This window comes from Shigella sp. SIG6 (genome assembly GCF_053555815.1).
Genome location: NZ_JBQZXC010000002.1, coordinates 54,502 through 75,001 on the forward strand (window position 1 = coordinate 54,502; position 20,500 = coordinate 75,001).

General features: G+C 52.2%; 18 protein-coding genes and 1 pseudogene. 2 read left to right on the forward strand and 17 right to left on the reverse strand.

Translation table 11 applies throughout. From position 1 onward, the window contains the following. Positions 1–3 precede the first annotated feature (3 nt). The 12 genes from holB to yceD all read right to left on the reverse strand — a co-directional run bounded on the left by holB (position 4) and on the right by yceD (position 9,975). Positions 4–1,008, reverse strand: coding sequence for a DNA polymerase III subunit delta' (gene holB, locus ACUU1M_RS00790; protein WP_001267941.1), 1,005 nt, complete (start codon positions 1,006–1,008; stop codon positions 4–6). Beyond that, the gene (gene tmk / locus ACUU1M_RS00795; RefSeq protein ID WP_001257017.1) at positions 1,005–1,646 is read right to left on the reverse strand and encodes a dTMP kinase; all 642 of its coding nucleotides are present in this window, start codon (positions 1,644–1,646) and stop codon (positions 1,005–1,007) included. Before tmk ends, holB begins: the two co-directional genes overlap by 4 nt. Beyond that, positions 1,636–2,658, reverse strand: a complete 1,023-nt coding sequence (gene yceG / locus ACUU1M_RS00800) for a cell division protein YceG (RefSeq protein WP_000756820.1) — start codon at positions 2,656–2,658, stop codon at positions 1,636–1,638. The genes tmk and yceG overlap by 11 nt, the downstream gene beginning before the upstream one ends. A 2-nt stretch (positions 2,659–2,660) precedes the next feature. Further along, entirely contained in the window at positions 2,661–3,470 is an 810-nt protein-coding gene (gene pabC, locus ACUU1M_RS00805) for an aminodeoxychorismate lyase (RefSeq protein WP_000478708.1), read from the reverse strand. A gap of 119 nt (positions 3,471–3,589) precedes the next feature. Continuing rightward, complete coding sequence (gene fabF, locus ACUU1M_RS00810) at positions 3,590–4,831, reverse strand: beta-ketoacyl-ACP synthase II (protein WP_000044679.1); 1,242 nt, start codon at positions 4,829–4,831, stop codon at positions 3,590–3,592. An 86-nt stretch (positions 4,832–4,917) separates the two neighbouring features. Further along, positions 4,918–5,154 (reverse strand): acyl carrier protein, encoded by a 237-nt coding sequence (gene acpP / locus ACUU1M_RS00815; protein WP_000103754.1) that lies wholly within the window; start codon positions 5,152–5,154, stop codon positions 4,918–4,920. Between the two features lie 210 nt (positions 5,155–5,364). After that, the gene (gene fabG / locus ACUU1M_RS00820) at positions 5,365–6,099 is read right to left on the reverse strand and encodes a 3-oxoacyl-ACP reductase FabG (protein WP_001008535.1); all 735 of its coding nucleotides are present in this window, start codon (positions 6,097–6,099) and stop codon (positions 5,365–5,367) included. A 12-nt stretch (positions 6,100–6,111) separates the two neighbouring features. Beyond that, on the reverse strand, positions 6,112–7,041 hold the full coding sequence (fabD, locus tag ACUU1M_RS00825) for an ACP S-malonyltransferase (protein ID WP_000191374.1): 930 nt from the start codon (positions 7,039–7,041) through the stop codon (positions 6,112–6,114). Positions 7,042–7,056: 15 nt separating this feature from the next. Beyond that, a complete protein-coding gene (fabH, locus tag ACUU1M_RS00830) occupies positions 7,057–8,010 on the reverse strand; it encodes a beta-ketoacyl-ACP synthase III (RefSeq protein ID WP_000288140.1) in 954 nt (317 codons plus the stop codon). Positions 8,011–8,077: 67 nt separating this feature from the next. Further along, positions 8,078–9,148, reverse strand: a complete 1,071-nt coding sequence (plsX, locus tag ACUU1M_RS00835) for a phosphate acyltransferase PlsX (RefSeq protein ID WP_000197566.1) — start codon at positions 9,146–9,148, stop codon at positions 8,078–8,080. An 80-nt stretch (positions 9,149–9,228) separates the two neighbouring features. Continuing rightward, a complete protein-coding gene (gene rpmF / locus ACUU1M_RS00840) occupies positions 9,229–9,402 on the reverse strand; it encodes a 50S ribosomal protein L32 (protein ID WP_000290727.1) in 174 nt (57 codons plus the stop codon). A 51-nt stretch (positions 9,403–9,453) separates the two neighbouring features. Continuing rightward, the gene (yceD, locus tag ACUU1M_RS00845; RefSeq protein WP_001174482.1) at positions 9,454–9,975 is read right to left on the reverse strand and encodes a 23S rRNA accumulation protein YceD; all 522 of its coding nucleotides are present in this window, start codon (positions 9,973–9,975) and stop codon (positions 9,454–9,456) included. Between the two features lie 198 nt (positions 9,976–10,173). Between yceD and yceF the strand changes: the two genes are divergently transcribed. Then, complete coding sequence (gene yceF, locus ACUU1M_RS00850; protein ID WP_001125202.1) at positions 10,174–10,758, forward strand: 7-methyl-GTP pyrophosphatase; 585 nt, start codon at positions 10,174–10,176, stop codon at positions 10,756–10,758. Positions 10,759–10,869: 111 nt separating this feature from the next. Here yceF and rluC read toward each other — a convergent pair whose 3' ends face one another. Next, complete coding sequence (gene rluC, locus ACUU1M_RS00855) at positions 10,870–11,829, reverse strand: 23S rRNA pseudouridine(955/2504/2580) synthase RluC (protein WP_000846343.1); 960 nt, start codon at positions 11,827–11,829, stop codon at positions 10,870–10,872. A 572-nt stretch (positions 11,830–12,401) separates the two neighbouring features. On the opposite strand from rluC, the gene rne reads away from it, so the two are divergent. Beyond that, entirely contained in the window at positions 12,402–15,587 is a 3,186-nt protein-coding gene (gene rne / locus ACUU1M_RS00860; RefSeq protein WP_000827426.1) for a ribonuclease E, read from the forward strand. A gap of 196 nt (positions 15,588–15,783) precedes the next feature. Here rne and flgL read toward each other — a convergent pair whose 3' ends face one another. From flgL to flgI, 4 genes and pseudogenes are all read right to left on the reverse strand, one after another. Continuing rightward, on the reverse strand, positions 15,784–16,737 hold the full coding sequence (flgL, locus tag ACUU1M_RS00865) for a flagellar hook-associated protein FlgL (RefSeq protein ID WP_001212771.1): 954 nt from the start codon (positions 16,735–16,737) through the stop codon (positions 15,784–15,786). An 11-nt stretch (positions 16,738–16,748) separates the two neighbouring features. Continuing rightward, positions 16,749–18,391: pseudogene (gene flgK, locus ACUU1M_RS00870) on the reverse strand (flagellar hook-associated protein FlgK). A gap of 65 nt (positions 18,392–18,456) precedes the next feature. Beyond that, on the reverse strand, positions 18,457–19,398 hold the full coding sequence (gene flgJ / locus ACUU1M_RS00875; protein WP_005074364.1) for a flagellar assembly peptidoglycan hydrolase FlgJ: 942 nt from the start codon (positions 19,396–19,398) through the stop codon (positions 18,457–18,459). Further along, entirely contained in the window at positions 19,398–20,495 is a 1,098-nt protein-coding gene (flgI, locus tag ACUU1M_RS00880; protein WP_000589301.1) for a flagellar basal body P-ring protein FlgI, read from the reverse strand. Before flgI ends, flgJ begins: the two co-directional genes overlap by 1 nt. Between the last annotated feature and the right edge of the window lie 5 nt (positions 20,496–20,500).

Below are 20,500 nucleotides of genomic sequence, written 5' to 3' on the forward strand. Positions count from 1 at the left end.
CTCTTAAAGATGAGGAACCGGTAGCACAACGCCCGGTTGCAGGTAATGCTCAATACGCAGTAAAAGATCGGTGATGAGAAGCTCGCGGTTGATGCCTGTGACAGACATTAACTGTTCACGAATGTGGCAAACATCCCCCAGTATAGCCTGCAGGCGCGAGGGAGAAAGATGGTTTGCCAGTTCGGCGACCAGGCCCGGCACATCAACATTGGTCACCTGCGCAGCGCCATGATGGCGTTTTAGCGCATCCATCAGCAACGTTGCCAGCCAGTGTAAACGCGCCGGAGCTTGTTCATGATTAAGGGCCGCCAGCAGCGAATACCAGTCGCCCGATGGCACGCTATATGCCAACGCCTGACACAATGTTTCACGAGCCTGCCAGTTATCTCCCTGAAACAACGCCAGTGCCGCGCCAGGCGAACCGGCGCTTAAGCGCAATGCTGCAAGTAATGCATCCTGTGACATTGTCACTTCGCGTGAAAGCCAAGTCACGGCGTACTGTTCTGGAGGCGGCGCAAGGTAATGTAACCGACAACGACTACGTAATGTTGCCAGTAAACGTTCAGGCTCGCGGGTAGCCAGGAAAAACCAGGTTTCTGCTGGTGGCTCTTCAAGCGTTTTCAGCAATGCGTTAGCCGCGGCGTCGGTCAGTAAGGCAGCATCGGTTACCCAGACAACTTTCGCACCACCTAGGCGTGCGTGCTCATTCAGCTTTTCGGTGACCTCACGTACCGCATCAATGCCCAGCGTATTTTTCCCTTTTTCGGGAGCCAGGGTGTAGTAATCGGGATGCGTGCCAGCCTGCATCAACTGACATCCACGACAGTGACCGCAACTTTTGTGGCCCTGCGGTTGTTGGCAGAGTAAATAACGGCTCAGGGCGTAGATTAAAGCATCATCGCCCATGCCCGGTAACGCCTGAATGAGTAGCGCATGGTGACCTCTTCCGGCCTGATAGCTGGCTACCAGTTTTTCGAAATCAGGTCGTAACCATGGATACCATCTCATGCGTCCAACTCCTTCACCCAGTGGGTCACGGTAGTGCGGATTGCATCCATCACGGCCTCCAGCGGCTGGGTGGCATCAATGGTATGAATACTTTTATCTTGTGCAGCCAGTTCCAGATAGCGGGCGCGGGTGCGATTAAAGAAATCGAAAGACTCTTGCTCAATACGATCCAGCTCGCCGCGCGCACGCGCGCGTTTTAAGCCAACTTCCGGGGTAACATCGAGATAGAGCGTTAAGTCGGGGCGAAAATCCCCGAGAACAGCATCACGCAGTGTTGCCAGCATATGTTGGTCAATACCACGTCCTCCGCCCTGATACGCCTGAGTGGAGAGATCGTGGCGATCGCCAATCACCCAGGTGCCGTTAGCCAGCGCAGGTTTGATGACCGTTTCTACCAGTTGAACGCGCGCGGCATAAAACATCAGAACTTCGGCTTTATCGGTAATGACTTCATCGCCTACCGATTTGATATCCAGCACCAGGCTTCTTAACTTTTCGGCAAGTTGCGTACCGCCAGGTTCCCGAGTGAAAACCATGTCGCGGATACCCAGTTGCTCGAGCGTCTCAACCACCACATTACGCACGGTAGTTTTGCCTGCGCCTTCCAGCCCCTCAATGACGATATACTTACTGCGCATTTTTTTCCTTAAGCACTTTCAGATAATCCTGCACAGACTTGTTATGACTGGCAAGATTGGTATTAAACGTGTGACCACCTTTACCATCGGCCACAAAATAGAGATACGGCGTTTTTGCCGGATGCGCAGCAGCCTTCAGCGAATCCGCCCCCGGCGTAGCTATCGCACCCGGCGGCAAACCGGTAATGGTATAGGTGTTATACGCTGTCGGCGTTTCCAGGTCTGCACGAGAAAGTTTGCCATTATAACGCTCTCCCATCCCGTAAATCACGGTTGGGTCGGTCTGCAGGCGCATACCAATGCGTAAACGGTTGATAAATACCGAGGCAACCTGATCGCGTTCACTGGCAACGGCGGTTTCTTTTTCGATAATTGATGCCATCGTCACCAGCTGATTTTTATCTTTATAAGGCAGACCGTCCGCACGCCCTTCCCAGGCGCTATCGACCGCTTTCACCATTTTCTTGTGAGCTCGCTTGAGTAACGCGACATCGGTGGTATTGGCGGTATACATCAAGGTGTCTGGCCAGAACCAACCTTCAATCCACTCCGGGTTTTCCAGTTCAAGTGCCTGCGCTACGGTGGCGTACTTATCGTCACTCAGCGTGTGCTTGATATACGGAGCCTCACGCAATTGCTTGAGGTAGTCGCTCAGACGCATCCCTTCTACCAGTCGCAGCGGGAACTGTGCTTCTTTACCGCTTTCCAACAATTTCAGCATCTCGCGCACGGTCATCTGCGGTGTAAAGCGGTAAGTCCCGGCTTTAAAGTGAGAAAGATCCGGTTCGATACGCAGCAGCCATTGAAAAACCCGTGGGCGATTGATGATCTTATCAGCATAAAGCTGTTCACCGAGCGCCAGACGTCCGGTCCCTGGCTTCAGGGTAAATATCGTCTCTTCTTTGATAAGCAATTTGCTGTCGGCAAGATGGCGAACCTTCCAGACGCCCACACCAGCGGCGATACCCAGTACCACCAGCAATAACAAGATAATCAATAACACTTTTTTCATGACTAATTCGGGCGCTCACAAAGTGGGGCTAAATATTCATATAACGTTGCTGACGAAAAGGTGACATCGCCACAGGCACGTACGGGCATCACTGGCATTAACGCATTACAAATAACCATCTCATCTGCCTGCAACGCCTCCTCCAGCGAGGCTTGCACTTCGACAAGCTGATAAGAGGATTGTGCCAGTAAACGGATACAGAATTGTCGCATAATGCCGTTAACACCTGCCTGATCCAGTCGCGGCGTATAAACTACATTGCCCTTCCGCCAGAACAAATTAGCCGCACAGCATTCCGTAACCCACCCTTCGCTGTCAAGGACCAGCGCCTCATCAGCGTTTGTCTGCTCAAGATGAGAGCGAATCAATACTTGCTCAAGCCGATTAAGATGTTTAATACCTGCAAGATGAGGATTGCGCCCCAGCCGCACCGGGCTTAGCGCCAACGTCATCCCTTCGTTACGCAAACGGTCGTAATGTGCAGGATAAGCCGTAACGGAGAGAATCCGCGTTGCTGGTCCGCTGTTCAATGTGCTGTACCCTCGCCCGCCACTACCGCGACTGATCACGACTTTCAGCACACCATTTTGCTGTTCTGCTGCCAGCGTTTTCATCTCTTGTTCAAGCTGAGGCCAGAAGTCACAGGAAATCATCAACCGCTGACAAGCATCCTGTAGTCGCTGGATATGCGCCGATAACAAACTGACTTTACCGTCGATAACTCTGGCGGTGGTAAAACAACCATCACCAAACTGCGTTGCCCGATCGCTTACTGCCAGCGATTCCTGCTTATAACCGTTAATTAAGAACATACCGGCTCCTTATCAGAGAATTGTTAGTGTGGCAGCATGTTCACTACGGAACAAGTCGGAATAAAAGCTAAGAAAAAAGGCCCGCAAGCGGACCTTTTATATGGGTGGAAAATGACAACTTAGATCTTTTTAAAGATCAAAGAACCATTAGTGCCACCGAAGCCGAAGGAGTTACACAGCGTGTATTCCATTCCGCTGACCTGACGTGCTTCATGCGGTACGAAATCCAGATCGCAACCTTCATCCGGGTTATCCAGGTTGATGGTTGGCGGAACAGCCTGATCGCGCAGCGCCAGGATGGAGTAGATAGATTCTACTGCACCCGCCGCACCTAACAGGTGACCGGTCATAGATTTCGTGGAGCTTACCAACACACGGCTTGCAGCTTCACCGAAGATGGTTTTCACCGCCTGCGCTTCAGCTTTATCGCCAGCCGGCGTAGAAGTACCGTGCGCGTTAACGTAGCCAATCTGACTCGCTTCAATGCCTGCATCACGCAGAGCATTTGCCATTGCCAGAGCTGCGCCTGCGCCATTTTCTGGCGGTGACGTCATATGATAAGCATCGCTGCTCATACCAAAGCCGACGAGTTCAGCGTAAATTTTCGCACCGCGTTTTTTCGCGTGTTCGTACTCTTCAAGTACCAGCATACCGGCACCATCGCCCAGTACGAAGCCATCACGCTCTTTATCCCACGGGCGGCTCGCCGCTTGCGGGTTATCATTGCGGGTAGATAATGCACGTGCCGCGCCAAAACCACCAACGCCCAGCGGCGTACTGGCTTTCTCTGCGCCACCTGCAACCATCACGTCAGCATCGCCATACGCGATAATACGCGCAGCATGGCCAATGTTGTGCACGCCGGAAGTACAGGCGGTCGCGATAGAGATGCTTGGGCCACGCAGGCCATACATGATAGTCAGATGACCTGCCACCATGTTCACAATCGTTGACGGAACGAAGAATGGGCTGATCTTACGTGGACCACCGTTCATCAGAGATGTGTGGTTTTCTTCGATCAGTCCGAGGCCGCCAATCCCGGAGCCAATTGCGGCACCAATGCGGGTTGCGTTCTCTTCCGTTATTTCAAGGCCAGAATCCTGCATGGCCTGAACGCCAGCGACAATTCCATATTGAATGAAGGCATCCATCTTGCGCTGTTCTTTGCGCGAGATAATGTCCTCACAGTTAAAATCCTTTACTAAGCCAGCAAATTTCGTTGCATAGGCGCTAGTATCGAAATGGTCGATTAGGCTGATGCCACTCTGACCGGCAAGCAGAGCTTTCCAGGTAGACTCTACGGTATTGCCGACAGGAGACAACATGCCCAGTCCGGTCACAACTACACGACGCTTAGACACGTTTGTCCTCCAAGGAGGGAAAAATGATTCTAGTGGGACAAAAAGATAAAACTCAGGCGGTCGAACGACCGCCTGGAGATGTTCACTTACGCCTGGTGGCCGTTGATGTAATCAATGGCAGCCTGAACGGTGGTGATTTTCTCAGCTTCTTCGTCCGGAATCTCAGTATCAAACTCTTCTTCCAGAGCCATTACCAGCTCAACGGTGTCAAGAGAATCCGCGCCCAGGTCTTCAACGAAAGAAGCATTGTTGGTAACTTCTTCCTGCTTAACGCCCAGCTGTTCGCCGATAATTTTCTTAACGCGTTCTTCGATAGTGCTCATACTCTTAAATTTCCTATCAAAACTCGCTTTCGCGATGGTTTTCGTAGTGTATAAAATGTTGAAAAATTTGCAACTAAATCCCGGCAGGTCTTACCACGATTTTACGTTATTTTGAGGCCTTACCCCCCAATAACGCAAATCATTTTGCACTAATTATTACTCATAACCACGCAGACTGCGCGCAACATGAGCATTTTGTGCAAATCGCGGTCAGACCATGTACATCCCGCCGTTCACATGCAAAGTTTCACCCGTGATGTAAGCTGCTTCGTCGGATGCCAGGAATGCAACCGCGTTGGCGATTTCCTGTGCGCCGCCGAGGCGACCCGCAGGAACCTGCGCCAGGATACCCGCACGCTGGTCATCGCTCAGCGCACGTGTCATGTCCGTTTCAATAAAGCCCGGAGCAACAACGTTTACAGTAATACCGCGTGACGCAACTTCGCGCGCCAGTGATTTACTGAAGCCGATCAAGCCCGCTTTCGCCGCAGCGTAGTTGGCCTGACCGCCATTTCCCATGGTACCAACCACAGAACCGATAGTGATAATACGACCATGACGCTTTTTCATCATAGCGCGCATTACCGCTTTTGACAGACGGAAAACAGATGAAAGGTTAGTTTCGATAATATCGTTCCACTCTTCATCTTTCATTCGCATTAACAGGTTATCACGAGTGATACCGGCATTATTGACCAGGATATCCACTTCACCAAATTCTGCGCGAATTTTTTCCAGAACAGATTCGATAGATGCCGGGTCGGTCACATTCAACATCAGACCTTTGCCGTTGGCACCTAAATAATCACTGATCGCCTGAGCGCCATTTTCACTGGTCGCAGTGCCAATAACTTTCGCGCCACGGGCTGCGAGCGTTTCAGCAATTGCGCGGCCAATTCCGCGGCTTGCACCGGTTACCAGTGCGATTTTTCCTTCAAAATTCATGATTTTCCTCTTTTAAAGCTCGAGCGCCGCTGCCATCGCTGAAGGTTCGTTCAGCGCCGAGGCGGTCAGGGTGTCGACAATGCGTTTCGTCAGGCCAGTAAGCACCTTGCCCGGGCCGACTTCATAGAGATGTTCTACGCCTTGCGCTGCCATGTACTCAACAGACTTCGTCCACTGAACCGGGTTATACAACTGACGTACCAGTGCGTCACGGATGGCATCACCATTGGTTTCGCATTTCACATCAACGTTATTCACAACAGAAACTGTTGGTGCGTTAAAGGTGATTTTCGCTAATTCTACTGCCAGTTTGTCGGCTGCTGGTTTCATCAGCGCACAGTGAGACGGTACGCTCACTGGTAACGGCAGCGCGCGTTTTGCGCCAGCAGCTTTACAGGCAGCGCCAGCACGCTCAACCGCTTCTTTATGACCGGCAATAACCACCTGTCCCGGAGAGTTAAAGTTTACCGGAGAAACGACCTGACCTTCTGCAGCTTCTTCACACGCTTTCGCAATAGACGCATCATCCAGACCGATGATTGCCGCCATAGCGCCCGTGCCTTCCGGTACGGCTTCTTGCATGAACTTACCGCGCATCTCAACCAGACGCACCGCATCAGCGAAATCAATCACGCCAGCGCAAACCAGCGCGGAGTATTCCCCCAGGCTGTGACCGGCCATCATTGCCGGTGCTTTACCGCCCTGCTGCTGCCATACGCGATACAGCGCAACAGATGCAGTCAACAGCGCTGGCTGGGTTTGCCAGGTTTTATTCAGTTCTTCAGCTGGCCCCTGCTGGGTCAGCGCCCACAGGTCGTAGCCCAGCGCCGCAGAAGCTTCAGCAAACGTTTCTTCGACAATTGGATAGCTCGCCGCCATATCAGCCAGCATTCCAACGGTTTGAGAACCCTGTCCAGGGAACACAAATGCAAATTGCGTCATGTTTTAATCCTTATCCTAGAAACGAACCAGCGCGGAGCCCCAAGTGAATCCACCGCCAAAGGCTTCAAGCAGAACCAACTGCCCCGGCTTAATGCGCCCGTCGCGTACAGCTTCATCCAGCGCGCACGGGACAGAGGCCGCAGAGGTATTACCGTGGCGATCCAGCGTCACCACGACATTGTCCATCGACATACCGAGTTTTTTCGCCGTTGCACTGATAATACGCAGGTTAGCCTGATGCGGAACCAGCCAGTCCAGTTGAGAACGGTCAAGATTATTCGCCGCCAGCGTCTCATCAACGATGTGCGCCAGTTCCGTTACCGCAACCTTGAAGACTTCGTTGCCCGCCATCGTCAGATGAATTGAATTCTCTGGATTCACGCGGTCGGCGTTTGGCAGCGTCAGCAATTCACCATAACTACCGTCGGCATGCAGATGGGTGGAAATGATTCCCGGCTCTTCAGAGGCAGCCAGCACCACAGCGCCCGCGCCATCGCCAAAAATAATAATAGTCCCACGATCTGTTGGATCGCAGGTGCGCGCCAGTACATCGGAACCGACGACCAGAGCATACTTCACCGCCCCAGATTTCACGTATTGATCGGCTACGCTTAATGCATAGGTGAAACCTGCGCAGGCTGCTGCAACGTCAAATGCCGGGCAACCTTTAATGCCCAACATGCTTTGAATCTGACAAGCTGCGCTCGGGAAAGCGTGCGTAGCAGAAGTCGTTGCCACAACGATCAGGCCAATCTGGTCTTTCTCAATGCCCGCCATCTCAATTGCGCGTGTCGCCGCTTCAAAGCCCATGGTTGAAACGGTTTCGTTTGGCGCGGCAATGTGGCGTTCGCGGATACCGGTACGAGTGACAATCCACTCGTCAGAGGTGTCCACCATTTTTTCCAAATCGGCGTTTGTCCGCACTTGTTCGGGCAGATAGCTGCCAGTACCAATAATCTTCGTATACATGTACGCTCAGTCACTTTTCGGTTATATACCGTCACTTGCAAACTGCGAGTTCGCTGGCAGCGTCCTGCTACCGCAGAGTTCCGCTTTTGCCACCGTCCAGCAGCTCAAAACCAGCTGGGTATACAGATTCCAGGCGAGCGGCAATTCGCTGAGGAACTTGTCGCTGCACCGCCTGCACTGCCTGTTCAATCGCGACCGCAAAAGCTCGCTGATTGGCTGCACCATGACTTTTTATCACCGTGCCGCGCAATCCTAACAGACAGGCGCCGTTATACTGGTCGGGGTTGAGGTGACTGAATCGCCTCGTCAGGCTCTTTTGTAGCCAACGCTTTAATAACAGTAGCCACCACGACCGTTTTTTCCCTTCACCCTGAGATTTCAGCAGAGAAAGGAACATCCTGACAACACCTTCCATCGTCTTTAACGTGACATTTCCTGTAAAGCCGTCACAAACCAGCACATCTGTCTTGCCAGTTAACAACTCATTGGCTTCAAGATAGCCGATATAATTGATAGAAGGGATTGTTTTAAGCACCGCTGAGGCATCCCGAATACTGTCGAGACCCTTTACTTCTTCTTCACCAATATTGAGCAACGCCACGCGAGGATTGGGAATATCCACCACCTCTTCAGCCAGAACTGAGCCCATAATGGCAAATTGCACCAACATTGTGCTGTCACAATCGACGTTGGCCCCTAAATCGAGGACCACCGTTTTGCCCTTTTGCTGATGTGGTAATACCGTCACCAGCGCCGGACGCTCAATCCCCTCCAGGGGCTTGAGTAATAATTTTGCCAGCCCCATCAGTGCCCCGGTATTACCGGCACTGACACAGGCTTGCGCTCGACCTTCTTTCACCAGCTCCAAGGCCATACGCATTGAACTCCCACGACTGGCGCGGATAGCTTGCGAAGGCCGGGCATCACTGGCGATAACTGACTGCGCAGGAATAATCTGCAGACGCGAACGTTGTTCAAAGTCAGCTTTAGCAAGTAATGGCGTGATGGCGTCGGGATTGCCGACTAAAAGAAGAGTGAGTTGCGAATTAGAATTCAGTGCCTGCAATGCTGCAGGCACTGTCACGGAAGGGCCAAAATCCCCTCCCATGACATCTAACGCCAGGGTTAGACGTGTCAAGGTATCGTCGCCGCCCGGTTTGGTCTTTCCCCAGTTGCCTGGGGAAAATCCTCACTAAGCTTCATCACGCAGACGCGTGATTACTTAGCGATGACCTTGCGGCCGCGGTAGTAACCGTCGGCAGTGATGTGGTGACGCAGGTGTTTTTCACCAGAAGTTTTGTCTACAGACAGGCTGGTGACTGCGGTCAGCGCGTCATGGGAACGACGCATGCCACGTTTGGAACGGGTTGGTTTATTCTGTTGTACGGCCATGGACCTTACTCCTCAATTACGGTTTATCCCCGATCCAACGGGGAGCACCAATTACTTACGCTTTAAGCTGGCTAATACGGCAAATGGGTTTGGCTTTTGCACTTCTTCAGGCAGTTCACCAAAGACCATGTCCGCTTCGGACACTTCACAGTGTTCAGAATCATGCACCGGAACTACCGGCAAGGCGAGGATGATTTCATCTTCAACCATTGCAAGCAGATCGATTTCACCGAATTCGTTAACCTCAATCGGTTCATATGCTTCCGGCAGTGCTTCAGCCTGTTCGTCTGAACGCACAGGACTAAAACAATACGTTGTGTAGACCTGATGAGTAAACGGCTTCCCGCAACGCTGACACTCGAGCGTTACCGTCACCTTCGCATCGCCGTTTAACACTGCGAGACGTTGGTTATCGATAGCGAACGACATGGAGCATTCCACATCACTGTCCACACTGACTACGGATTCGGCGACGCGCTCAACCTGATCAGGGGTATAGATACCCTGGTAATCAAGGCGTTTTTGAGCCGTACGAACCGGATCGAGAGTCAGGGGTAATTTTACCTTTTGCATAGGGCGCGCATATTAACTTTGTAACGTCATAGAGTCAAAGAAAAAGGCAGCCTGTGGTTGCCTTTTGCCAATAATTCGCACACATTGCGGGTTACTGCTTTATTTTCGTTCAGTGCTGATAACGAACATCAACCTGCAAAACGAAGCGCATAGTTTAAAATGGCTATCATCAATACGCTATATCTGATGGAAAAAAATATGCCTAAACTTATTTTAGCCTCCACCTCGCCATGGCGTCGCGCTCTTCTGGAAAAACTGCAAATCTCTTTTGAATGTGCAGCACCTGAGGTCGACGAAACCCCACGCAGCGACGAATCACCGCGACAGTTGGTGCTTCGACTGGCACAAGAAAAAGCGCAATCTCTGGCGTCACGTTATCCGGATCATTTAATTATTGGTTCAGACCAGGTATGTGTTCTTGATGGCGAAATCACCGGTAAACCGTTAACGGAAGAAAATGCCCGTCTGCAATTACGCAAAGCCAGCGGCAATATCGTCACCTTCTATACTGGACTGGCGTTGTTTAATTCGGCGAATGGGCATCTACAAACAGAAGTGGAGCCTTTTGACGTCCATTTCCGTCACCTAAGCGAGGCGGAGATTGATAATTACGTGCGTAAGGAGCATCCCCTGCACTGCGCGGGTAGCTTTAAGAGTGAAGGATTTGGCATTACGCTGTTTGAGCGTTTAGAGGGACGTGACCCTAACACGCTGGTTGGTTTACCGCTAATCGCGCTGTGTCAGATGTTACGTCGGGAAGGGAAAAACCCGCTGATGGGATAGTTGTTTGCGCCGGATGCGGTTACGTCGCATCCGGCAATCGGTGCAGGCGGCCTGATGCGGCGTAAACGCCTTATCAGGCCAACCGCCCATTATCAGGCTTATATGCTTGTATTAGCGCGCGTTACGCAGCTTTTGCAAACAACGCTTCAAACCTTCATCCATCGGCGCTTCGATACGCATCACCTCACCGGTCCCCGGATGGGTAAACTTCAACGCTGCGGCGTGCAGGAACAGACGATTTAATCCCGTGCCTGCTTCAGTGAGCTGTCTGTCAAATTCACGGTCACCGTAGCGATCGTCAAAGGCAATCGGATGACCCGCATACTGTGTATGCACACGGATCTGATGAGTACGTCCGGTTACCGGGCTACAACGCACCAGGGTGGCAAATGCATAGCGTTCTTCCACTTTAAAGCGTGTTTCCGACGGTTTGCCTTCCTGACTGACACGCACGATACGTTCGCCGCTTTGCAGAATATTTTTCAATAACGGCGCTTGAACGCTCTTCACATGCGACTGCCACTGACCGCGCACCAGCGCCAGGTAATCTTTTTGCATTCCTTTTTCACGTAATTGCTCATGCAGAGAACGCAACGCCGAGCGTTTTTTCGCTACCAGCAACACACCTGAAGTGTCCCGGTCGAGACGATGAACCAGTTCAAGGAACCGCGCTTCCGGGCGCAACGCCCGCAAACCTTCGATAACGCCGAAGCTTAAACCACTGCCGCCATGTACCGCCGTACCGGAAGGTTTATTCAGCACCAGGATATGATCATCTTCATATAAGATGACGTCCGCCAGCGCCGCCACCTTTTGCAGATGTGGCGAAACCGCCTCTTCTTCCCGCTCAGCAACGCGAACCGGTGGGATACGCACCTCATCACCCGCTTCGAGTTTATATTCAGGCTTAATACGTTTTTTGTTCACCCGCACTTCACCTTTACGCAAAATACGGTAAATCATACTTTTTGGTACGCCTTTCAATTGGGTACGCAAAAAGTTATCGATACGTTGCCCCGCTTCGTCAGCGGTGATAGCAACAATTTTTACGGATGGAGTCTCTGTTTTCATGGTGGGCGATTCTAATTAGCCAACAGGATTCGCGCCACTCATTTTTCTATGCTTATATTTAGTTTTGCACCTTATTACTTCACTACGTGATCACTTTATTGATGGTTATTAAACCAATCACCAGCAAGAAGTGAAAAAACTGTGAGTAAGCGGGTGATAAATGGTAAAAGTCATCTTGCTATAACAAGGCTTGCAGTGGAATAATGAGGCCGTTTCCGTGTCCATCCTTGTTAAAACAAGAAATTTTACGGAATAACCCATTTTGCCCGACCGATCATCCACGCAGCAATGGCGTAAGACGTATTGATCTTTCAGGCAGTTAGCGGGCTGCGGGTTGCAGTCCTTACCGGTAGATGGAAATATTTCTGGAGAGTAATACCCAGTCTGTTTCTTTGATAATTGCGCTGTTTTTCCGCATGAAAAACGGGCAACCGACACTCTGCGCCTCTTTGAGCTGACGATAACCGTGAGGTTGGCGACGCGACTAGACACGAGGCCATCGGTTCACACCCGGAAAGGCGTTACTTTGCCCGCAGCTTAGTCGTCAATGTAAGAATAATGAGTAAGTTACGATGAAAAGAATGTTAATCAACGCAACTCAGCAGGAAGAGTTGCGCGTTGCCCTTGTAGATGGGCAGCGTCTGTATGACCTGGATATCGAAAGTCCAGGGCACGAGCAGAAAAAGGCAAACATCTACAAAGGTAAAATCACCCGCATTGAACCGAGTCTGGAAGCTGCTTTTGTTGATTACGGCGCTGAACGTCACGGTTTCCTCCCACTAAAAGAAATTGCCCGCGAATATTTCCCTGCTAACTACAGTGCTCATGGTCGTCCCAACATTAAAGATGTGTTGCGTGAAGGTCAGGAAGTCATTGTTCAGATCGATAAAGAAGAGCGCGGCAACAAAGGCGCGGCATTAACCACCTTTATCAGTCTGGCGGGTAGCTATCTGGTTCTGATGCCAAATAACCCGCGCGCAGGTGGCATTTCTCGCCGTATCGAAGGCGATGACCGTACCGAATTAAAAGAAGCACTGGCAAGCCTTGAACTGCCGGAAGGCATGGGGCTTATCGTGCGCACCGCTGGCGTAGGCAAATCTGCTGAGGCGCTGCAATGGGATTTAAGCTTCCGCCTGAAACACTGGGAAGCCATCAAAAAAGCCGCTGAAAGCCGCCCGGCTCCGTTCCTGATTCATCAGGAGAGCAACGTAATCGTTCGCGCCTTCCGCGATTATTTACGTCAGGATATCGGCGAAATCCTTATCGATAACCCGAAAGTCCTCGAACTGGCACGTCAGCATATCGCTGCATTAGGTCGCCCGGATTTCAGCAGCAAAATCAAACTGTACACCGGCGAGATCCCGCTGTTCAGCCACTACCAGATCGAGTCGCAGATCGAGTCCGCCTTCCAGCGTGAAGTCCGTCTGCCATCCGGTGGTTCCATTGTTATCGACAGCACCGAAGCGTTAACAGCCATCGACATCAACTCCGCACGCGCGACCCGCGGCGGCGATATCGAAGAAACTGCGTTTAACACCAACCTCGAAGCCGCCGATGAGATTGCTCGTCAGCTGCGCCTGCGTGACCTCGGCGGCCTGATTGTTATCGACTTCATCGACATGACGCCAGTACGCCACCAGCGTGCGGTAGAAAACCGTCTGCGTGAAGCGGTGCGTCAGGACCGTGCGCGTATTCAAATCAGCCATATTTCTCGCTTTGGCCTGCTGGAAATGTCCCGCCAGCGCCTGAGCCCATCACTGGGTGAATCCAGCCATCACGTCTGCCCGCGCTGCTCCGGTACCGGTACCGTGCGTGACAACGAATCGCTGTCGCTCTCTATTCTGCGTTTGATCGAAGAAGAAGCGCTGAAAGAGAACACCCAGGAAGTTCACGCCATTGTTCCTGTGCCAATCGCTTCTTATCTGCTGAATGAAAAACGTTCTGCGGTGAATGCGATTGAAACGCGTCAGGACGGTGTTCGCTGCGTGATTGTGCCAAACGATCAGATGGAAACCCCGCACTACCACGTGTTGCGCGTGCGCAAAGGGGAAGAAACGCCGACCTTAAGCTACATGCTGCCGAAGCTGCATGAAGAAGCGATGGCGCTGCCGTCTGAAGAAGAGTTCGCTGAACGTAAGCGTCCTGAACAACCTGCACTGGCAACCTTTGCCATGCCGGATGTGCCGCCAGCGCCAACCCCAGCTGAACCTGCCGCGACTGTCGTAGCCCCAGCACCGAAAGCTGCAACGGCAACACCAGCAGCTCCTGCACAACCTGGGCTGTTAAGCCGCTTCTTCGGCGCACTGAAAGCGCTGTTCAGCGGTGGTGAAGAAGCCAAACCGACCGAGCAACCAACACCGAAAGCAGAAGCGAAACCGGAACGTCAACAGGATCGTCGCAAACCTCGTCAGAGCAACCGCCGTGACCGTAATGAGCGCCGCGACACCCGTAGTGAACGTACTGAAGGCAGCGATAATCGCGAAGAAAACCGTCGTAATCGTCGCCAGGCACAGCAGCGAACTGCCGAGACGCGTGAGAGCCGTCAGCAGGCTGAGGTAACGGAAAAAGCACGTACCACCGACGAGCAGCAAGCGCCGCGTCGTGAACGTAGCCGCCGCCGTAACGATGATAAACGTCAGGCGCAACAAGAAGCGAAGGCGCTGAATGTTGAAGAGCAATCTGTTCAGGAAACCGAACAGGAAGAACGTGTACGTCCGGTTCAGCCGCGTCGTAAACAGCGTCAGCTCAATCAGAAAGTGCGTTACGAGCAAAGCGTAGCCGAAGAAGCGGTAGTCGCACCGGTGGTTGAAGAAACTGCCGCTGCCGAACCAATTGTTCAGGAAGCTCCAGCTCCACGCACAGAACTGGTGAAAGTCCCGCTGCCAGTCGTAGCGCAAACTGCACCAGAACAGCAAGAAGAGAACAATGCTGATAACCGTGACAACGGTGGCATGCCGCGTCGTTCTCGCCGCTCGCCTCGTCACCTGCGCGTGAGTGGTCAGCGTCGTCGTCGCTATCGTGACGAGCGTTATCCAACCCAGTCGCCAATGCCGTTGACCGTAGCGTGCGCGTCTCCGGAACTGGCCTCTGGCAAAGTCTGGATCCGCTATCCAATTGTACGTCCGCAAGATGTACAAGTTGAAGAGCAGCGCGAACAGGAAGAAGTACAAGTGCAGCCGATGGTGACTGAGGTCCCTGTCGCCGCCGCTGTCGAACCTGTTGTTAGCGCGCCAGTTGTTGAAGAAATGGCTGAAGTCGTAGAAGCCCCCGTACCGGTTGCCGAACCGCAACCGGAAGTGGTTGAAACGACGCATCCTGAAGTGATTGCCGCCGCGGTAACTGAACAGCCGCAGGTGATTACCGAGTCTGATGTTGCCGTAGCCCAGGAAGTCGCAGAACACGCAGAACCGGTGGTTGAACCGCAGGAAGAGACGGCAGATATTGAAGAAGTTGCCGAAACTGCTGAGGTTGTGGTTGCTGAACCTGAAGTTGTTGCTCAACCTGCCGCGCCAGTCGTCGCTGAAGTCGCAGCAGAAGTTGAAACGGTAGCCGCGGTTGAACCAGAGATCACCGTTGAGCATAACCACGCTACCGCGCCAATGACGCGCGCTCCGGCACCGGAATATGTTCCGGAGGCACCGCGTCACAGTGACTGGCAGCGCCCTACTTTTGCCTTCGAAGGTAAAGGTGCCGCAGGTGGTCATACGGCAACGCATCATGCCTCTGCCGCTCCTGCGCGTCCGCAACCTGTTGAGTAATAATTAGCTCAAAGTAATCAAGCCCTGGTAACTGCCAGGGCTTTTTTATTTCATGTTTGAATCAACATATTAAAATTCATCAAATGGCATCCTTGCTAACCAACAATGCAAAATAGGCAAAAAAAATGCCCGCCCCGGCGATCCCAGAGCGGGCAGACAAAACATACCCAGTTTCATGATATGTTTTAAAGCGAGCTTATTTGTTGAGCTGGAAGAGCGACAATCCCTGCATATCGGTAAATGCTTTATACGATGCCTGCAATGCCGTTTGCTGCATGATGTAAGATGAAATAGTTGCATTCCAGTCCACATCAACCAGATCGCTCATCTGCTGCGTTTGCCCTAAAGCGCGATCGCTACCTAAGGAATCCAGCGACTCCAGTTTGTTCAGCTGCGTACCTAATTCCGCGCGAACGGTAAGGACATTATTCAGCGAGTTTTTCAGTCCTCGGTTGGTTTTATCCAATGCCGCAGCGGCGATTTCTTTATCCGCTTCGCTATCCGCGACCGGCGTTTTCAGGGCTGCGATGGCGCTATCCAGCATGGCAAAAAGATTGGTTTCAGAAGCGCTACCGTCTGGTTCCGCTACCGCGTTACTGGTAATACTGTCGAAAATTTTGTCGCCCGTATGTCCTATCACCATCGAACGCGAAGCATCGACCTGTTGCTTAATACTTTCTGTTCCGCCGACATAATCACCGTTAGCCTCACTAAACGGCGCAGTCTCTGTTTTATAACCGGCAAAAATGTAGCGCCCATTACCGTCAGTGGTGTTCGCCAGATTCAGCAACTGGTCACGAAGCCCCTGAATATCCGTAGCCAGCGAGGCCCGGTCATCGTCACTCAAGGTGCCATTGCTGGCGTAGACAATTTTTTCCTGAGCATTCTGGATAGCAGTTGTGACCTGGCTAAGTACACTCTCTTCCAGTGACACTTTTTGAGTGGCGAAAGTACGTGCCAGCGTGTACTGGCTGTTTTGCGCCTGTGCCTGGGAGAGAACAACAGCTTGTGATGCAGCAATGGGATCGTCTGAAGGGTTAACGACTCGCTTACCCGTCGACATCTGCTCGCCGTACTTCATCCATTCTGCCTGAGAATTGGTGATGCCGCGCATGTTTTGCTGGTACATCATCTGGGTACTGAAACGCATTTTATCTCCCCTTAGCGAATGTTAATCAGCGCATCAAAAATCGCGTTTGCCGTCTGCAGAACCTGCGCATTCGCCAGGTAATACTGCTGAAAACGTTGCAGATTTCCGTACTCCTCATCGAGATTGACACCGGAAATCGACTGCTGCTGATTGGAAAGCTGCGTCACCACATTACCTTGCGTGGTGCTACTGGTTTTCAATGTCGCGGTTTTATTACCGATATCACTCACTAACGAGGCATAAGCGTCGTTAAAGGATTTCGCACCGCCCACCGTTTTACTGTTGCTTTGCAGATCCAGCAGGGCCTGACCGTTGCGGTTGTCGCTATCACCCGCATCTTCTTCGCTCGCCATCGCGATTTTCGCTTCGTCGGTGATTAATACATCCATGTTGACGATGGCGTCACTTACTGGTTTCAGCGTGAAGCTGTCGTTAACGGCAGGCGTTCCTGTAAACGTCAACTCCAGACCATCAAATGCCACTTTACCGTTGGCATCTGGTGTCGCCGTAAAAGTGGTATTGCTGGCAAGGCGGGTGACCTGCCACTGATTATTATCGAACGAGATTTTGTAATCTGTCGCCAGTACCACGGAGGCATCAGTTACCGTGGCACCGATCGCAACGTCACCTTTGTTTTTCGTGTTTTGCAGAACCGCGGGCTTACCGATAGTAAAGAAATCTTCACCAGCATCGCCGTTAGCATCAAATCCGGCTTTGTGTTGGCTGTTGAAAGCCTCGGCAAATGCCAGCGCCAGTTGTCCAAGCGTATTACGCGTCTGGTCCAGATCCTGAGAACGGAATGTCAGAATGCCGCCCAGCGACTCGGTATTCAGTAATTTCTCCGGGATCTCAATATTGCCTGCCGTCCCATCAACGTAAGCGACAGTCGTACGAGAAGGGTCGGCGCTGGAAGGAACTGCCGCCAGTTGCCGCGCCGTACTTCCCTGAACCAGTGAGTAACCATTGGCATCGTGATGTTATAAGTACCGCCATCCTGAACGCTGACTTCTACGCCAACAATCTGGTTTAATTCGCTCACCAGTTGATCGCGTTGATCCAGCAGATTGTTAGGTGACGCCCCTGCCCCCACGCCTGTCAGGCGCGAGATTTGATCGTTCAGGCTGGCAATTTGTTTAGCGTAATTGTTGATCTGATCAACGCTGGCACCTATCGCGATATTGACCTGTTTGTCCTGGTCGCGCAGATATTGATCGGTGGTTTTAAACTGATTCACCAACCCTTCTGATTTCCCAATCAGCGCCTGGCGCGCCGCCGGGTCTTCCGCGTTACTCACCAGCGTTTGCAGGCTGGTGAAGAAATCCTGCATCTGTGTTGCCAGCGAAGAGGTACTGGTGGAGAGCATATTGTCGATTTTCGACATCTGCTCATAGCGGGCGGTCAGGCCGCTACTTTGCGTCTGCGCAGCACGTAACTGGTTGGTAATAAACGTATCATACTCACGCTGCACACCAGAAACGTAGACGCCATTGCCAACCCAGCCGCCAGCGCCCAACGTGCTATTGGCCTGCGCCATAATAGTGGTTTGGCGGGTATATCCGGCAACGTTATAGCTGGAGATATTATTACTTGCCGTATTTAACGCCGCCTGGGCCGCGTTCAGTCCGCTCATGGCGTTATTGATCAAGCTGGACATGGAGGTTCCTTATAAGCCTTCAATTACAGAGTATTATCGGCAGCGACCCGCCGGACTTGAGTTATTCAGAACAGATTATCAATGTTCATGCTGTAGGTTTTGCTCACCTTGTCGCTTATCGATTTCATCTGCTGGATCATGTTGGTGAGTTTACGGGCATAGTGAGGATCGGTAGCATAGCCCGCGTCCTGTAGGACCTGCGCCCCCTGTTCCGCACTCGCGGCGGTCGTCACGGCGGCGTAGCGCGGGTTACGTGTTAACAGCCCAACGTAATCCGACAATGCTTCCAGATACGAGCTGTAGACCCGAAACTTCGCTTTTACTTTCTTCGCTTCGCCGTTTTCATATTCAGTCGTGGTGATTTCAGTGACTTGCCCTTTCCAGTTGCCAGAGGCTTTGACACCAAACAGGTTATAGCTTGGCTCGCCGTTTTCGCGGCGGATTTGCCGTTGCCCCCAACCAGATTCAAGCGCAGCCTGAGCGAGGATCAAATGATGTGGCACACCGCTTTGCTGGCTTGCCAGTTGGGCGGGCAGCGAGAGTTGCGCGAGGAATGCTCTACTGTCACCCGGCAGCGAATCATCGTAGTTACGTGGTACGGCCTTTTGCACCAGCTGCGAAAGCGTCTGGTTTTGATAACGCACCACGGTTTCGAGCGGGAATTTCATCGGTGCTGCTGGCGTGGACTCCTCTGGCAATGGTTGTTCTGGCGTCATCTGTTTAACCATCATCTCTGCAAGCCCCAGACCTTTGCCCGCCGTCATCTGTTGGGCAATTTGCTGGTCATACATACTGGTATACAGACGAGTGTGCTCGCTGCTGAACAGGCCATCTTTTGGTAAAGCGTCGCGCATGCTTTTCAACATCATCTGCACGAACATCCCTTCCACCTGACGGGCCACCGGACGGATATTTGCCGCCTGATCTTCGCTCGCTTTCGCCTTTAGTTCGTTGAGTGATTGCGCATCCCAGGCCGCACTTGCCAGTAGTTTGCTGTCGCTGATCATCAGATGATTTCCAGTTTTGCCCGCAGACATCCCGCACTTTGCATTGATTGCAAAATAGACATCAGATCCATCGGCGTAGCGCCCAGCGCATTGAGCGCACGCACCACGTTATTGAGGCTGACGCTGGAACGTACGCTTTGCAGCGAACCGCCGCTCTGGCGTAAATCGATCTGCGTTTGTGGAGTAACAACAGTCTGTCCACCACCAAACGGTGTATCTGGCTGGCTGACATTGGCCTGACGATTAACTGTTACTGAGAGATTTCCCTGCGCTACCGCGCAGCTGTCGAGGGTCACTTCGCGATTCATCACCACCGAACCGGTGCGCGAGTTAATCACTACTTTAGCGTCCTGCGGAGTGACATTAACCTGCATATTCTGGATATCGGCAAGGAAACGGACCTGGGAACTGTTGCCACTTGGTACGCGCACCTGAATAGTCCGCGCATCTAACGCGGTGGCGCTGCCATATCCACGCACGCGGTTGATGGTGTCAGCGATTTGCTGCGCCATGCTGAAATCTTCGTCGTTAAGTTGCAAATTAAGGGTATTCCCGACGCCAAACTGGCTGGGCAATTCACGTTCAATAACCGCACCATTGGTGATCCGTCCACCGTTCAGTTGGTTAACCTGAACACTGCTACCGCCCGCGGAGGCTCCTGCGCCGCCAACCAGAATATTGCCCTGCGCCAGCGCATACACCTGACTGTCAACGCCCTTAAGCGGTGTCATCAACAACGTACCTCCACGCAAGCTTTTGGCATTACCCATGGAAGAAACCACCACATCGATGGTTTGCCCCTGACGTCCAAACGGAGGAAGTGACGCTGTCACCATTACCGCAGCGACGTTTTTTAGCTGCATATTGGTGCCCGTCGGAACGGTAATTCCCAGCAGTGAGAGCATGTTATTAAGCGTTTGTGTGGTAAACGGCGTCTGGGTTGTCTGGTCACCAGTGCCATCCAGCCCCACTACCAGGCCATAGCCAATCAGTGAGTTTTGCCTTACCCCCTGAACACTGGTGAGATCGCGAATACGCTCAGCCTGAGCCGCCGTCGTAACCAGTAGAAGAATTAATGCAGAGAGAAATTTAATCACCACAG

What these genes read in the sequence shown, in the direction of transcription:
- holB (WP_001267941.1), bottom strand. Translation starts at nt 1,008, where the DNA reads ATGAGATGGTATCCATGGTTACGACCTGATTTCGAAAAACTGGTAGCC.
- tmk (WP_001257017.1), bottom strand. Translation starts at nt 1,646, where the DNA reads ATGCGCAGTAAGTATATCGTCATTGAGGGGCTGGAAGGCGCAGGCAAA.
- yceG (WP_000756820.1), bottom strand. Translation starts at nt 2,658, where the DNA reads ATGAAAAAAGTGTTATTGATTATCTTGTTATTGCTGGTGGTACTGGGT.
- pabC (WP_000478708.1), bottom strand. Translation starts at nt 3,470, where the DNA reads ATGTTCTTAATTAACGGTTATAAGCAGGAATCGCTGGCAGTAAGCGAT.
- acpP (WP_000103754.1), bottom strand. Translation starts at nt 5,154, where the DNA reads ATGAGCACTATCGAAGAACGCGTTAAGAAAATTATCGGCGAACAGCTG.
- fabG (WP_001008535.1), bottom strand. Translation starts at nt 6,099, where the DNA reads ATGAATTTTGAAGGAAAAATCGCACTGGTAACCGGTGCAAGCCGCGGA.
- fabD (WP_000191374.1), bottom strand. Translation starts at nt 7,041, where the DNA reads ATGACGCAATTTGCATTTGTGTTCCCTGGACAGGGTTCTCAAACCGTT.
- fabH (WP_000288140.1), bottom strand. Translation starts at nt 8,010, where the DNA reads ATGTATACGAAGATTATTGGTACTGGCAGCTATCTGCCCGAACAAGTG.
- rpmF (WP_000290727.1), bottom strand. Translation starts at nt 9,402, where the DNA reads ATGGCCGTACAACAGAATAAACCAACCCGTTCCAAACGTGGCATGCGT.
- yceD (WP_001174482.1), bottom strand. Translation starts at nt 9,975, where the DNA reads ATGCAAAAGGTAAAATTACCCCTGACTCTCGATCCGGTTCGTACGGCT.
- yceF (WP_001125202.1), top strand. Translation starts at nt 10,174, where the DNA reads ATGCCTAAACTTATTTTAGCCTCCACCTCGCCATGGCGTCGCGCTCTT.
- rluC (WP_000846343.1), bottom strand. Translation starts at nt 11,829, where the DNA reads ATGAAAACAGAGACTCCATCCGTAAAAATTGTTGCTATCACCGCTGAC.
- rne (WP_000827426.1), top strand. Translation starts at nt 12,402, where the DNA reads ATGAAAAGAATGTTAATCAACGCAACTCAGCAGGAAGAGTTGCGCGTT.
- flgL (WP_001212771.1), bottom strand. Translation starts at nt 16,737, where the DNA reads ATGCGTTTCAGTACCCAGATGATGTACCAGCAAAACATGCGCGGCATC.
- flgJ (WP_005074364.1), bottom strand. Translation starts at nt 19,398, where the DNA reads ATGATCAGCGACAGCAAACTACTGGCAAGTGCGGCCTGGGATGCGCAA.